General features: G+C 53.8%; 14 protein-coding genes and 1 pseudogene. 7 read left to right on the top strand and 8 right to left on the bottom strand.

The features are described 5' to 3' along the window. Nucleotides 1–70: 70 nt before the first annotated feature. Genes mphR(A) through R8O70_RS11910 form a run of 3 tightly spaced genes read right to left on the bottom strand, consistent with a single transcriptional unit; the run spans nucleotide 71 to nucleotide 2,795 of the window. Complete coding sequence (gene mphR(A), locus R8O70_RS11920; protein WP_001137892.1) at nucleotides 71–655, bottom strand: macrolide-binding transcriptional repressor MphR(A); 585 nt, start codon at nucleotides 653–655, stop codon at nucleotides 71–73. Further along, on the bottom strand, nucleotides 655–1,893 hold the full coding sequence (gene mrx(A), locus R8O70_RS11915) for a macrolide resistance MFS transporter Mrx(A) (RefSeq protein WP_000004159.1): 1,239 nt from the start codon (nucleotides 1,891–1,893) through the stop codon (nucleotides 655–657). Before mrx(A) ends, mphR(A) begins: the two co-directional genes overlap by 1 nt. Next, nucleotides 1,890–2,795 (bottom strand): Mph(A) family macrolide 2'-phosphotransferase, encoded by a 906-nt coding sequence (locus tag R8O70_RS11910; RefSeq protein ID WP_000219387.1) that lies wholly within the window; start codon nucleotides 2,793–2,795, stop codon nucleotides 1,890–1,892. Before R8O70_RS11910 ends, mrx(A) begins: the two co-directional genes overlap by 4 nt. Before the next feature lie 592 nt (nucleotides 2,796–3,387). Between R8O70_RS11910 and tnpC the strand changes: the two genes are divergently transcribed. Further along, on the top strand, nucleotides 3,388–4,932 hold the full coding sequence (gene tnpC, locus R8O70_RS11905; RefSeq protein WP_008175578.1) for an IS66 family transposase: 1,545 nt from the start codon (nucleotides 3,388–3,390) through the stop codon (nucleotides 4,930–4,932). Nucleotides 4,933–5,182: 250 nt separating this feature from the next. On the opposite strand, the gene R8O70_RS11900 is transcribed toward tnpC, so the two are convergent. The 3 genes and pseudogenes from R8O70_RS11900 to R8O70_RS11890 form a co-directional block, all read right to left on the bottom strand. Next, nucleotides 5,183–5,746 (bottom strand): chlorite dismutase family protein, encoded by a 564-nt coding sequence (locus R8O70_RS11900; RefSeq protein WP_001097412.1) that lies wholly within the window; start codon nucleotides 5,744–5,746, stop codon nucleotides 5,183–5,185. A 23-nt stretch (nucleotides 5,747–5,769) separates the two neighbouring features. Further along, nucleotides 5,770–6,132 (bottom strand): cupin domain-containing protein, encoded by a 363-nt coding sequence (locus R8O70_RS11895; RefSeq protein ID WP_001201003.1) that lies wholly within the window; start codon nucleotides 6,130–6,132, stop codon nucleotides 5,770–5,772. Nucleotides 6,133–6,333: 201 nt separating this feature from the next. Next, nucleotides 6,334–6,770 (bottom strand): annotated as a pseudogene (locus R8O70_RS11890) (IS66 family transposase); the annotation flags it as partial. A gap of 80 nt (nucleotides 6,771–6,850) precedes the next feature. Between R8O70_RS11890 and R8O70_RS11885 the strand changes: the two are divergent. Together R8O70_RS11885 and R8O70_RS11880 are read left to right on the top strand one after the other, a co-directional pair. Further along, nucleotides 6,851–7,078 (top strand): hypothetical protein, encoded by a 228-nt coding sequence (locus R8O70_RS11885; RefSeq protein WP_411912966.1) that lies wholly within the window; start codon nucleotides 6,851–6,853, stop codon nucleotides 7,076–7,078. Between the two features lie 10 nt (nucleotides 7,079–7,088). After that, entirely contained in the window at nucleotides 7,089–8,003 is a 915-nt protein-coding gene (locus R8O70_RS11880) for a YeeE/YedE thiosulfate transporter family protein (protein ID WP_284143226.1), read from the top strand. 3 nt (nucleotides 8,004–8,006) lie between these two features. Here the strand turns inward: R8O70_RS11880 and R8O70_RS11875 are convergent, their stop codons facing one another. Next, on the bottom strand, nucleotides 8,007–8,252 hold the full coding sequence (locus tag R8O70_RS11875) for a Rho-binding antiterminator (protein ID WP_213899616.1): 246 nt from the start codon (nucleotides 8,250–8,252) through the stop codon (nucleotides 8,007–8,009). 23 nt (nucleotides 8,253–8,275) lie between these two features. Beyond that, entirely contained in the window at nucleotides 8,276–9,124 is an 849-nt protein-coding gene (locus R8O70_RS11870; protein WP_213899617.1) for an AraC family transcriptional regulator, read from the bottom strand. Nucleotides 9,125–9,265: 141 nt separating this feature from the next. Here R8O70_RS11870 and R8O70_RS11865 point away from each other — a divergent pair, with 141 nt between their 5' ends. The 4 genes from R8O70_RS11865 to gorA all read left to right on the top strand — a co-directional run bounded on the left by R8O70_RS11865 (nucleotide 9,266) and on the right by gorA (nucleotide 13,274). Continuing rightward, entirely contained in the window at nucleotides 9,266–10,582 is a 1,317-nt protein-coding gene (locus R8O70_RS11865) for an IS1380 family transposase (protein ID WP_213899618.1), read from the top strand. A 368-nt stretch (nucleotides 10,583–10,950) separates the two neighbouring features. Then, on the top strand, nucleotides 10,951–11,235 hold the full coding sequence (gene grxC / locus R8O70_RS11860; RefSeq protein WP_213899619.1) for a glutaredoxin 3: 285 nt from the start codon (nucleotides 10,951–10,953) through the stop codon (nucleotides 11,233–11,235). 61 nt (nucleotides 11,236–11,296) lie between these two features. Further along, complete coding sequence (locus R8O70_RS11855) at nucleotides 11,297–11,803, top strand: YkgB family protein (RefSeq protein ID WP_213899620.1); 507 nt, start codon at nucleotides 11,297–11,299, stop codon at nucleotides 11,801–11,803. Nucleotides 11,804–11,909: 106 nt separating this feature from the next. Further along, on the top strand, nucleotides 11,910–13,274 hold the full coding sequence (gene gorA, locus R8O70_RS11850; protein WP_213899621.1) for a glutathione-disulfide reductase: 1,365 nt from the start codon (nucleotides 11,910–11,912) through the stop codon (nucleotides 13,272–13,274). Nucleotides 13,275–13,336: the final 62 nt, after the last annotated feature.

Below are 13,336 nucleotides of genomic sequence, written 5' to 3'. Positions count from 1 at the left end.
CCGACCGTACCGGTACTAATCGACGACGGTCGTGTTCGTCGCCTGCCGCAGGGACTCTGCACACCTCCGTTTACGCATGTGCCTGGAGGAGTTGGAAATCGTCGTGTTCGGGAAACATTAAACACAGGATGGCAGCGATCTGAGCCAGCACATGATCAGCTAGCTCACCATCCGGATCGACGGCCCACTGCATCGTCGCGCCAGCGATGACCGAGTGCAGGAGCAACTCAGCTGCCGCAGGAGCACCTGGGGGCAGTCGCTTGCGGATCCCCTCCACCACCGCGCGGTTCCGCTGGATCGCAAGCGTGCGTAGCTCCGGCACCTGGAGCTCGTACCAGGAGATGAGATAGTTCACCGAGAAGTCGTTGCGAGTGTTCATGCTCCGAACGAGCACCTGCAAAAATTCCCAGAGCCCTTGCGGCCCTGCGCCTATCGGTATCGCATTCAGGTAATGCCGCACCTGCTCGACGCCGCGCTCCATCATCCTCACCAGCAGCGTATCGCGGTTGGTGAAGCGCTGGATTAACGCTGCGCGGGAGAGCCCCACCTCCTTTGCTACTCCGCTGAGCGTGAACTCTATGGGACCGCAACGCTTCAGCACTACGGTGGCGGCCTCGAGTACCTCGTCATCGGACTTGAGCTTGGGGCGGGGCATCAGTGTTCACCTTCTGTATGGGTTGGGGCGGAGGCTGTGGCTGCCGCCGCCATTGTAGCAAATTGAAGACGGAGCGAGAGTAGAGCCACGAGCCCCGCAAACACGGCCGATACAACGAGGCCAGGGAGCGGACCAGCAAGGTCGACAAACGCGCCGGCCGCAAGCATAACCATGGGCGAGGCTGACAGCATCACCGCCGAGACCGTGCCGAGTACCCGGCCGAGAAGTTCTGGCGGCGTGCGGTTGTAGATGGCAGCGTTGAGAATGGGAGAGACTGAGCCGGTCAGCAGTCCCACGAGCGCGCCCAACAACATCAGCACCGGCACGCCTGGCAACTGTGAAAGCAGAAGCGAGCCCACCGCAGAGCCACAAAATGCCACCGCCAGCCAGTTCTGCGCTGATATCCGGGCGCCGACCGACGCATGAATGGCAATGCCAAGGAGACCACCAGCCCCCATCATTGAGGAGAACAGCCCGAGCTCTGCTACTTGGCGTCCTGCATCTACAAACAGCGCAGGCATGATGACGCTGCCGTTGGCGCCAACGATGCCCACGAAGATCATCACTATACCAAAGAGAGGGCGCAGCAGGGGTTCGCTCCAGAGAAAAGCGACGCCGGCGCGCATGGAGAGAGTCGCCGTCGTGGTCATCGTCCGAGCGGCACGCGCGGGAAGCACCCACGCGCCGAGCAGACCTGCAAGGACGGAGCAGAACGCCGTCAGCCCGAGCGTTGGCGCAGCGCCAAGCAGGCCGATTGCGGCCCCCCCAAGGGCCGGGCCACCTAGAATCGCGACGTTCCCGATCACCGCTTTCAGTGACGAGACGCGCTCAACGGAGAGCCCGGCGACGTGGCCGAGTTTGGGCAGCTCACTGTCCTGCGCGGCCATACCGGGTGCGTCGAACGCGGCACCGAGCACCACGCAAGCGATCAGCCCAGTGTTCGAGAGGGCGCCAACGGCATCGAGCAGTGGGATGCTCGCCATGGCCACGCCGCCCACCACACCCGAGATCAATGCGACGGGCGCGCGCCCGAACCGATCGACGAGGCCACCACCAACCCACGCGCCGATGATGGTCGCGATGACGCTGCTAGCGGCCGTGGCGCCCGCCCAGGCCGCGCTCTTTGTATGAGACAGGACGAACCATGGAAGCGCGAGGGCCGCCACCGCGTTGCCGATCCGGAAGAGAAAGGTCGCCGCGAACAGCGTCGCGAGCGGGCTATATCGACGTTCGCTCATTCCGCTGCGGCGAGCTGCGCCTTCGCCGCAGCGAGGTACTCTTCGTTACCCGAGTCGAGGGCGAAGAGTGCGTAGGTGACCGCCCCGAACGCAAGGCGCTCCGCGATGTGGTGGGCGAGCCGCGGCCACACCCGGCCACCGGCCGCTTCATACGTGAGGAGGAGCTTCGCGAGCCCCTCTTCACCAAAGACCATAAGGTGCGCGGCCATGTCGATGGCAGGGTCATCAACGCGGGCCTCGCTCCAGTCGATCATCCCGCTGACGCGCTCCGTGTTGTCGATGAGCACATGGCCCACGTAGAGATCGCCATGCACCACCACGGAGAAATCTGGCCACGACGAATCGTCGTCGAGCCAGCGCTGCCACCGGTGGAGGCGCTTGTCGTTCACCACGAACTCGCGTCGGACGCGGTCAACGTCGTCGGCCACCTTCTGACGGGCCTGCGTCGGTGTACGGATGAGCATCCCCGCATCCACGGCGGCGGAAATGGGGACGGCATGCAGGGCGGCGAGCGCGGTCGCGAAGCTCTCCGCGAAGACCTCCGAGTCCTGCGGCACGACCCAGTCGGGCGTGGACGAACCAGGCTGGATGACCATCGCAGTCGAGTCTTCGAGCATGGGATAGGCAACGAGCTCGGCGTTGGCCACGCGCCAGTCCGGCACCGCGAACGGCAGGCGATTCTTGAGCATTGCCAGCACCCGCGCCTCTGGTTCGACCTTCGCGCTTACCTCGGCTCGGCGCGGGATGCGCAGCACCCACCGACGTCCATCGTCGACGGTGGCGATCACGATCCTATAGTCGAGCCCAAGCTCATTGACAGTCAGCGGGCCATGGAGCTTGAGCCCATGTCGGGCTGCAAGTGCGTACAGTTGGAAGGTATCGGCGGTCGTGACTACGGTCATGATTCACTCCTGAGGGCTTGACGGGTTTAGCCACCTAAATATAACAGTCACGTCGGTTATATTCAATCCTCATGCGAATCGGGGTACGACCCACAGCCCCCTCAGTACAGGTCCATCGTCACACCCGAGATCGTTGGGGTCCAGCTCCCAGTGGTTCGGAGCAACGGGCGGCAGGGCAATGATCCGAAAATTACCCCTTCCTTTGCGTCACCACAGCTTGCACCAACTGACCCTGAATTAAAAAATTGAAAAACTAACTTTTGGGTGTTGACTTAAAGCAAACCAAGCATATGCTAACCAATAGTTAGCAAATTGGGGTTCTAGGGATTTTCCGTCCAAATGCGACATTCAGACTGCTAAGTGATTGATTTATTGTGACTGGCTATGTGAAGCGCCAAAAAAGTAATACCCCTCTGGAGGCCGCGGACGGCGTGGCCTCCAGAGCACTTTGTCGTTTTTGGACGGAAAATCCCTAGAACCCCGTATTGGGGCCGATGGCGTCATCTCAATCCTGTAACCACAAGCTGAGCAATACCGCCATAGCCAGAACTGCGAATCGCTTGCAGTACAAGGGCTTGGCATACTAAGGGGCATGACTCAGCGCCCCGACATCAACCAACTCTCTGCCGGTCAGCTCCGTGCTCTCGCTACGGAACTGTTTGATCGTGTTGATAACAAAGAGCGGGCTCTGGTGCACCGTGATGCGGTCATCGAGAAGCTGACCCACGAAGTGGCCATTCTCAAGCGCCATAAGTACGCCCGGCGTAGCGAGCAGCTGGACGCGGTTCAGGGAAAACTGCTGGACGAACTGATCGACAGCGACCTGGCCTCCATCGAGGTCGAACTGGAACAGGCGATGACCGAGGAGCAGAAAGCCGCTCGGCCAAAGCAGCAACCCAAACGCACACCGCTGCCACCGGAACTGCCCCGCACCCTGATCCACCACGAGCCAGAAAATACTCAATGCCAGTGTGGCTGCCAGCTCAAGCGCATTGGCGAAGACGTCAGCGAGAAGCTGGATTATGTCCCGGGTGAGTTCACCGTTGAACGTCACATCCGGGGCAAATGGGCCTGCGACAGCTGCGAGACGTTGATCCAGGCACCGGTGCCACCGCAGGTGATCGACAAAGGCATCCCCACCGCTGGCCTGCTGGCCCAGGTGCTGGTGGCCAAGTATGCCGACCATCTGCCGCTGTACCGTCAGGAACGCATGTTCGGCCGTGCCGGCCTGGAAATCCCGCGCTCCACCCTGGCCGAATGGGTGGGTGCCTGTGGTGTGCAGTTGCAGCCGCTGGTGGATGCGTTGAGAAATACTCTGCTGGAACACAGTGTTCTGCATGCCGATGAAACCCCGGTCAGCATGCTGGCCCCGGGCAAGAAGAAAACCCACAAGGCCTACGTCTGGGCCTACTGCACCACACCGTTTGCCGACCTGAAGGCAGCTATTTACGACTTCGCACCCAGCCGTGCAGGCGAACACGCCCGAACCTTCCTGGGTGACTGGCGGGGCAAGCTGGTCTGTGATGATTACGCTGGCTACAAGGCCGGGTTCGGCAACGGCATTACCGAAATCGGCTGTATGGCCCACGCCCGGCGCAAGTTCTATGACCTGCACGAGGCCAACAAGAGCGAATTGGCGGCCAAGGCCTTGGAATACATCGGTGGACTCTACGAGATCGAGCGGGAAACCAAAGATCTGCCACCGGATATGCGGCGGGAAATCCGGCAAACCAAAGCCAAACCCCTTGCCGATGCGCTGCATCAGTGGATGCTGGCCCATCGCCAGAAAGTGCCGGATGGCTCCGGCACGGCCAAAGCCCTGGATTACAGCCTCAAACGTTGGGAAGCGCTGACGCGCTACCTGGACGATGGCGCTGTGCCCATCGACAACAACTGGGTGGAAAACCAGATCCGACCCTGGGCGCTGGGGCGCAGCAATTGGCTGTTTGCGGGTTCACTGCGCAGTGGTCAACGTGCGGCTGCGGTCATGACCCTAATACAGTCAGCGAAGCTGAATCGGCATGATCCCTATGCCTACCTGAAGGATGTGCTGACTCGCCTGCCGACACAGAAGAACAACGCCATCGACGAGCTATTGCCCCACAACTGGAAACCGGCCATACCTAACAAGGTGTAGGCCGGACGTGTATGGAGAGCCTTCTTCGAAAGCTGGACAAGGTGCCAACTCTAGACGGCAGGATATGCCCTGGGAGATCGATGAGAGAAAGAGGAGGCCATAAGTAGAAAATTTCCCAAGCGACTGGTGGCTCGCTAGGCATACGTGTCGTGTTACTCCTAAGTTATTAGACACACTAGATTTTCCGGGCTTTGCTGGGCTGCGGGTGTCGCAGGTGTATGCCGCACGGAGATCGCAGTTAAACCTGATACTAGGCCGGCTCATGCACTAGCCGGATGTCGATTTCTCTGTCGACATACTTCCACTCCACCGAGGCCCGGAGTTCGGCCAAAAGCCTGTTAAAGCCCGGCTCATCAGACGGGGAATATTCGAACCACGTCAAGAAGTCGAAGGGTTCGCTCTCGCCCAGGTCCCGACAATGGTGGAGACGACGGGCCACAGCAGGGAGATATTGGAGCCCAATGTGAATGTGACGGGACTGCTCCTCAAAAATCTTCCGGCGTTCGTCTTGAGCCAGTCCCCACCATGAGGGGTTTTTCCGGATAGGGATCAGGGCGGCACAGGTGGCCTCTGCTCGACCCAAACTTGGCTGCTTCGCCACGAGACGATCCTTCTCTTCACGCACGACATAACGCTCGTTACTCGTTATCCCGCGAAGAAGCCATTTGGTGCCCAAAGGCTGCGGCGAAACAGAGCCAGCGGCTACGTCGAGCCGGGGGATTCCAGGGAGAGGGGCTCCCGCCACGGCATCCATCCGAACAACGCGCCAAACACCCGTTTCTCCACCAGCGAACGTAAATAATCGTGTATTCATCAGTTTCCTCTCAGGCCTTTCGCCTATTTCTCAGCCAACGCAAAACCGGCATTGCCCGGCGCAACCACTGAAACAAATATAAAAGGTTCGGGGCCAGAGTTCATTGCACCATGTACCTGCCCAGGTTTTGCGATCGCAATATCTCCAGCTTTAAGATGAGTGACTATGCCGTTACCTTGATGATATTCGGCTTCACCTGAGATAACCGTCCAAGTATCTTGGCCGTGAGGATGTACATGGGAAGCTATTTCCTGCCCAGGGTGGGCGTGCCAAACAACGACGACAGAGTCATTGGTTTCCAGAACAACCGAACGAATCGGTTCGCCGTTAGACGGACGAACATATTCATCCACCGAAAAAATCCGCGATTCAGTTTCTGCTCTCATGTTCACACCCATTTAAAACTGATTGGACACGTACTCTAAACGCAACTGCGCCTGGACAGCACATGAAGATATGTACCTAAGCGCCCTTCGGGAAAACTATGCTCTGGCGCACAGAGACCGTCAATACTCCGTCGTGGGTAGGCATGACATAACGGGAGGAGACGGGCGACGCTTTGGTCATATGTACATGAGAAGGTGGCTCGCCCGCTCGGCAGGGTTGTTGTCGATGGGCAGGTGTCCCCCTTTCGATGTAGCGGATCAGCTTTAACCAGTTGCTCGCAAGGCAATTGATTGCTTGCCCAAGGCACTTTGACGACGTGACCTGGGGAGGGGTTTTGTCCAGCCTAGCTTTCAGTTGCTCCAGGAAAGCCTGGCTTTGCGACTGGCGCGTCTGGTATCGCTGGGCATCGCCCGCCTCTTCCATGTCGCGCTCGATGCCGTAGAGCTTGTTGATAAGAGTCAGTGCCATCTCCGCTCGGCCGATCTTGCCCTTGGATTGAGTTTTCTGATGAACTTGCGCCGCGCATGCCCAGCAACCTATACGCTCGACGCCTTTCTGCCTCCAGGAGGCGCTGCGGCACCTCCTGGGTACGGCTAGCGGTGTAATTGAACAGGATGACCGGAAGATTTGGTGGGCCACCGCGATCTCCTCAGTAGCTATAGCCAAACAGGTTGGGTATGAGAAGTTCAAGGGGGGGCGAGCAAAGCCCCCGTTCCAATTGATTCTCTATTCCACACAAATGGCGATATAAGCCGGCGGGTGATGACGACCCTGGAAGCTCTGGCATCGAGAGTGGATGTCTACTCCATCGACGAGGCGTTTCTGGATCTGACCGGAATCGACCGGGTGGTAAGCTTCGAGCCTTTTGGTCGGCAGGCGATTTGGCTCAAGGTGGAATCACCGGACGGTTACGCTACTATCGTTCTTTGTTGGCTTTATCGGTAACCGAACGTCGATGTGTTCAGTGATGGCTGTTGAAGAGCTGATCATTCAGAAGCGTTATGAGATCTTTAAGAGCTTCGTGAAAATCGTTATTTGGGTGTTTGGCGTAACGGTTTTATTTGAGTTGTTCGGTTTTATCTCACCTGCCCGTAACGAGAACTATGCCTTCCGACCAGAAGCAATGATAGGTGGAATCATTTTTGGTATGGGGGCGGTAATCAATGGAGGCTGCTCCATGAACACGCTGATCCAATTTTGCCGTGGTCGTTTTGCTTTGATCTTTTCGTTTTTAGGTTTTTCCCTAGGCGTCGTTGCTGCTGGCTATGCCTCTTCATTTCAGCCCAATCTTCAAGCTGTGAAAATAAAACCCTTTGATGGTTTTTCAATACTTCAACTATGGATCTTTGCCGTGTTATTCGTGGCTTGGGGAATCTATGAATTTTATTCCTTGTGTAAAGGAGCTTCCGCCAGCACATGGAAGAGGCGTTTTAAGAGTGAGCATTATGACAAGAGTTTATCAGCCGCAATTCTAGGCATTTGCAACGGCATATTGGTTGTGCTCGTTGGTATATGGGTCTATTCCAACCTTATTATCATGGGCCTACTCTACCTAATGTTCGATCAAGAAGGCATGAGCCTTGGTATCTACTACAAACTAAGTGTGTTTTTATTCGTCGCCATGCTCTTGGGCATCCTTATTTCTGCGAAAACAAGTCATACCTTTAACTTAGATTTTGAAGTAAAAGCTAATTACCTATTCGGTGGTTTTCTGATGGGCGTTGGCGCGGTGTTTGTTCCCGGAGGCAATGACGTAGTATTGCTAAATAGTATTCCCACTTTGTCCCTTCAAGCGGTGCCCAGTTACGTTTCAATGCTCTTAGGTATGGCTTTGCTTATTATTCTCAAACGCAATTTTCAGAAGACCTAAATCTCAATTAAACCGAACCGATTGGAAATGAGGATTATCGACTTTCGCTTCCATTATCTTGACTTCATCCAGTACCACTAAACGCTCGGCATCACCTACCTCGACTTTTATGCACTCTTCCCTCTCGTTATTCAGTGAGGTATCTTTCGCGCTGCAATGAATTATCTCACCAGATTTGAGTGTCAATATAATCGGATATTGATAGGTACAGGCTATTTCAATATAGTCATAGTCGTTACATGAAATCATCAGTTTTTCCTCACTAGAAACGGCTATTGCTTACGGTACTGTTTCGGCGTCATACCGACGTATTTTCCAAACGTTTTAGTAAATGCTCGCTCTGATTCATACCCGATACTTAGCGCGATATCATCGACCATCAGGCTCGTATTCTTGAGCATTTCCTTCGCTCGTTGAATTCTCAACTGCGATAAATAAGTAAAAACCGTTTGGCCGACCAGATCTCTGAATTGTTTTGCAAAGGCGGCTCTAGACATACCAATCTGGCTTGCTAGATCCTCGATAGTCCAAGGCTCACTCGGTGATTCATGCATGAGTTTTAGTGCTTTGGATATACGCTTGTCATTCAGTGCCATTAGGAAAGAGTTTTGTTCTTGGCGACCAAAATTAATTCTTATCAGCTCAACCAGTACAACTTCAGTTAGTTTGTTGACGATAATCTCCGTGCCCGGATTCTGTGCCATATATTCTGCACTAAGTTGGTCAAAGGTGCTTTTTAACCAAGGGTGTTGATGCAGCTCCTCCTCTCTAACAATGGTCGTTTGAGGGAAGATTGTTTTGAGTGGCGTTAATGTCTCGTCCTCAAAACTGCAATATCCACATAGCAAAAGAGTATTCTCACCTGCAGTAGATATGTCACCGTAGGGCGACTCGCTCGTTAATATATGATCGAGTCCAGGCCCTAAAAATATCAAGTCACCAGGACCAAGCTGCTCTACTTTGTCACCAATAATCGCCCAGCAATACCCACGTCGAACCATATGAAAGCCAGCCGTCTCGGTCTCTTTAAATTCCTTAGTCCAAGGTGCCTCCACTTGGCTACAAAAGTAGACACTACCGCTGACGCGTAATGATTTAAGAATATCACTGAGAATTTCCATTCATACCTTCCTATCACCATTAACCTATACCTGAATCCGTGACTTCAACGAGCTGAACTCACGCCCAAAGCCTGCAATAACAAGGCTTAGAGCGATATAATAGCATCTGACACCCATTCACCCAGTTAGTGCTTTCGGCTCATGCGTACCTTCACTCTCCAGCAATCCCGAACCGAAGTCTATACACCCAATGGCGGGCTGGCCTTGGTCGGTCATTGCCTGAACCGGCATACATCGCTCACCAAAACCGCCCGCACCGTCGTCAAGCGGCACGGTATTCCGAACATTGAACTGATCCGGACCTATCTTGGCCTGATCACGCTGGGCAAGAGTGACTTCGAGGCGGCCGAGCCGGTTCGAACGGACCCATTTTTCAAGTCTGCCCTGGGCATCAAGCAATCGCCATCGTCGGCCCGGTTGCGCCAGCGATTTGATGAAGACGCTCAAGGCCTGACACCCCTGCTGGACGATGCCAGCGTCGAGTTTCTTCAGTCCGTCGAAGCTCCGGTGTCACCTCTGGCGATGGGCCACGTTGCGCTGGATATGGATGTCTTTCCCATGGACAACAGCCAGACCCGCAAAGAGGGTGTCAGCTACACCTACAAGGGTTATGACGGCTATGCGCCGATGGCCGCCTACCTGGGGCAGGAAGGCTGGTGCCTGGGTTGCGAGCTGCGCCCTGGCAGCCAGCACGCCAACAAGGGATTTCTCGACACCCTCAAACGAGTGTTACCCCGGGCTCGATCACTGACGGATAAGCCCATTTTGTTGCGCCTGGACAGCGCACACGATGCCCGTGCCAATAGCGATTTCCTGCGCGAGCAGGACCAGGTCGACTTCCTGATCAAGTGGAACCCTCGTAAAGAGGATCCGCTCGTCTGGGCGGACAAGGCCCAGGCCCGGAAAGCCTGGTCACTGGAGCGCGACGGCAAAATGGAAGCGGTTCTGTCGGAAGCGATTCCGGACGAGCCCGGTCTGCGTCGCATCGTGAAGGTCACCGTTCGTACCAGCGATGCCGAAGGCCAGCTGTATCTCGAACCGGAAGTCAGCCTCGAAGGCTGGGTGACCTCGTTGCCGGCCGAAGTAGCCGACGAGCAACACATCATGGCGCTGTACAGCGATCACGCCACCAGTGAGCAGTTCCACAGCGAGTTCAAGACCGACCTGGACCTGGAACGACTTCCGTCCGGGAAATTCGACACCAACAACCTGGTCATGGCCTTCGCGACGATGGGTTACAACGTGTTGCGCTGGATGGGTCTGCGACTGACCGGCCCGGATGCACCGGTTCGCCACCCGGCCAAGCGTCGCCGCCTGAGAACCGTGATGCAGGAAATCATGACCATGGCCTGCCGCCTGGTGCACAGTGGCCGGCAGTGGATCCTGCGATTTGGCCGGCACTGCCCAGGCTTTGCGGTTTACCTCGATCTTTATCGGGGCCTTGCTTCCGCCGGATAGGCCAACTCAACCACTGGCAAAAAGCAATCCTCCCGGAATCCTCTGCCGGGACAGCCCGCTATTGCCTAAACACTGCATGCTGGTTATTTATCAACCAATCTCGGGCCATCGGTTGCTCCCGCTCTTTGCTTCCAGACCTCAAAGTCAGAATCTCACCCAGTTATCGCCTCTTGTTGGCGCAGAGGTGGGCTTGACGAGTATATTGGCGAGCGAAGTCACTGATTCAGGCTATACACTAAAATAATAATAGACGATCAGTGCAATATTTAAAGACTTTTGCACATTGTTAGTTTTTATTGAAAGCCCATAATGATCACATCAACGCAAGACAAACGAAACACAAAAAGTGAAACAGAAGGAGCATAGCGATGGCGACAAAACAGACTGCGAAAGTAACCGTATACAGCAAAGGCTACTGCCCTTACTGCAAGATGACTAAGGCAACGCTTAAAAAACTGGGGCTGAAGTTTGAAGAAATCGACATTACCTTCAGCAGAAAGCATGGCAAGGAAATGCGCGAACGTAGTAACCGTCATACGGTTCCACAGATCTTTATCGACGATCACCACATTGGTGGCAACGATGATCTACAGGCAGCGCTTCGAAACGGAGAGCTGGAAAAGATTCTTGAGGTAAATGCAGCGGTAGTATAGCGCTACCCAAAATGACACGAACTCAAAACAAAATTTAAATCAAAGTAGAAGGAAAAACATCATGACAACTTCAACAGCAAGACAACTCACAGACACCGCTTTGACTCAAAACACTCGTCCCTTGGACGTCACAATTACACGTATAGGCGACCAAGCCTTACGTTACTCAGTGGTCGTAGTACTGGCCTGGATTGGAGCAATGAAATTCTCGGCCTATGAAGCGGGTGCAATTCAAGGCCTTGTTGCTTCAAGTCCTCTAACATCATGGCTTTATAATGTATTTAGCCTACAAGGGGCTTCAAATCTTATCGGCACTGTTGAAATAGCGACTGCGGCAGCGATTCTACTAGCACCTTTGCATCGACACATTGCTGTCGTGGGTAGCCTAGCAGCCATTGCGACCTTTGCTGTGACATCAAGTTTCTTGCTGACAGCACCCGTTTGGGAAGCAAGCTTGGGTGGTTTTCCAGCATTGAATGTTGTACCTGGCCAGTTCCTTTTGAAAGATATTGTACTACTCGCAGCAGCAATATCTTTATTAGGAAAAGCTCTTAGCTCAAGCAAATAGGTCAACAAGTTTTAAGCTAAAAGGCACTAACGACAGTGCCTTTTTTTACTAACCTTAAGACTATTACTATTTAACCAATTAACAGAACAGGTACTGCGAGAACACTATGACTGAGCAATATGATTATGATTTGTTTGTAATAGGAGCTGGCTCCGGTGGCGTACGTGCAGCAAGAATGTCTGCCGCAACTGGCGCGAGAGTCGCTATTGCAGAAGAAAAATACCTAGGGGGCACATGCGTCAACGTAGGTTGTGTTCCTAAAAAGCTATTTGTTTACGCTTCACATTGCTCAGAGGAGTTTGAAGGTGCTTCGGGATTTGGCTGGGAAGTCGGTGAAAGCCGTTTCAACTGGCCGGCGCTGCTAGAAAACAAGAACAAAGAGATTGAGCGCCTTAACGGCATTTACAAAAAACTCTTAGAAAATGCAGGCGTCAATATCGTTTGGGGACGCGCTCGACTGACTTCCCCCAATAGCGTTGAAGTTGATGGTAAGACCATCACAGCTGAGAAGATTCTTGTAACAGTTGGCGCAACACCAAGCGTACCAGCGTTTCCAGGTTCGGAACATGTGATTAGCTCGGATCAGGTTTTCTATTTACCAGAGCTTCCTGAAAAAATTGTGATTGTCGGTGGTGGTTATATTGCGGTTGAATTTGCCGGCATTATGAATGGATTGGGTGTCGAGACTCATTTGGTTTATCGCGGCGATAAACTACTTAAGAACTTCGACCAGCCTACTGCACAATTTGCAGCCAATGAAATGCAGAAAAAAGGCGTGAATATCCATTATTCGACCAACATTACCCAGATTGAAAAACAATCGGATAACACCCTTGTTTGCCAACTGGATAATGGCGAGATTTTAAGTGCTGGCCAGGTGATGTATGCAACAGGCAGAAAGTCTTTGACGAGCGATTTAGGCATAGAACAAGTCGGTCTAACGACTCGTAATAATGCAACGATTGAAGTCAATGACCAATTCCAAACATCCGTCCCATCGATTTATGCCTTGGGTGATGTGATTGGCACGCCGGAATTGACGCCCGTCGCAACAGCTCAGGCGATGGTGTTCGTAAGCCAGCAATATGGTGATGGCAGCAAAAGCATCAGTTATGACAATATTCCCACCGCAATCTTTTGCCAACCGAATATTGGAACAGTGGGGCTATCTGAAGACGCGCTTAAGGCCAAAGGTGTGCCGGTAGAGGTATACCAGTCAGAATTCAAACACCTTAAGCACACCTTATCAGGAAGTGAAGAGCGAGTATTGATGCGTATGCTGGTTGAGAAGGGCACTCAAAAAGTCGTCGGTATGCACATGGTTGGCCCTGACGCTGGTGAAGCGATTCAAGGCTTTGCCGTAGCAGTCAAAGCAGGGCTCACTAAAGATCAATTCGACGGCACGATTGGTATTCACCCGACAATGGCCGAAGAATTTGTCACCTTAAGAGACCTTAGTTACTCGGTTTAAGTCAACGCTGTTCAAACCCATCAAGAAGCAGAGGCTTAAGGTATAAGCTACGAGGTATAAGC

It is taken from the genome of Vibrio sp. 779(2023), assembly GCF_033344285.1.
In the GTDB taxonomy this organism is placed as follows: Bacteria; Pseudomonadota; Gammaproteobacteria; order Enterobacterales; family Vibrionaceae; genus Vibrio; species Vibrio alginolyticus.
The sequence above is the reverse complement of the archived record's forward strand: the minus strand, read 5'-3'. Positions and strand labels throughout refer to the sequence as shown.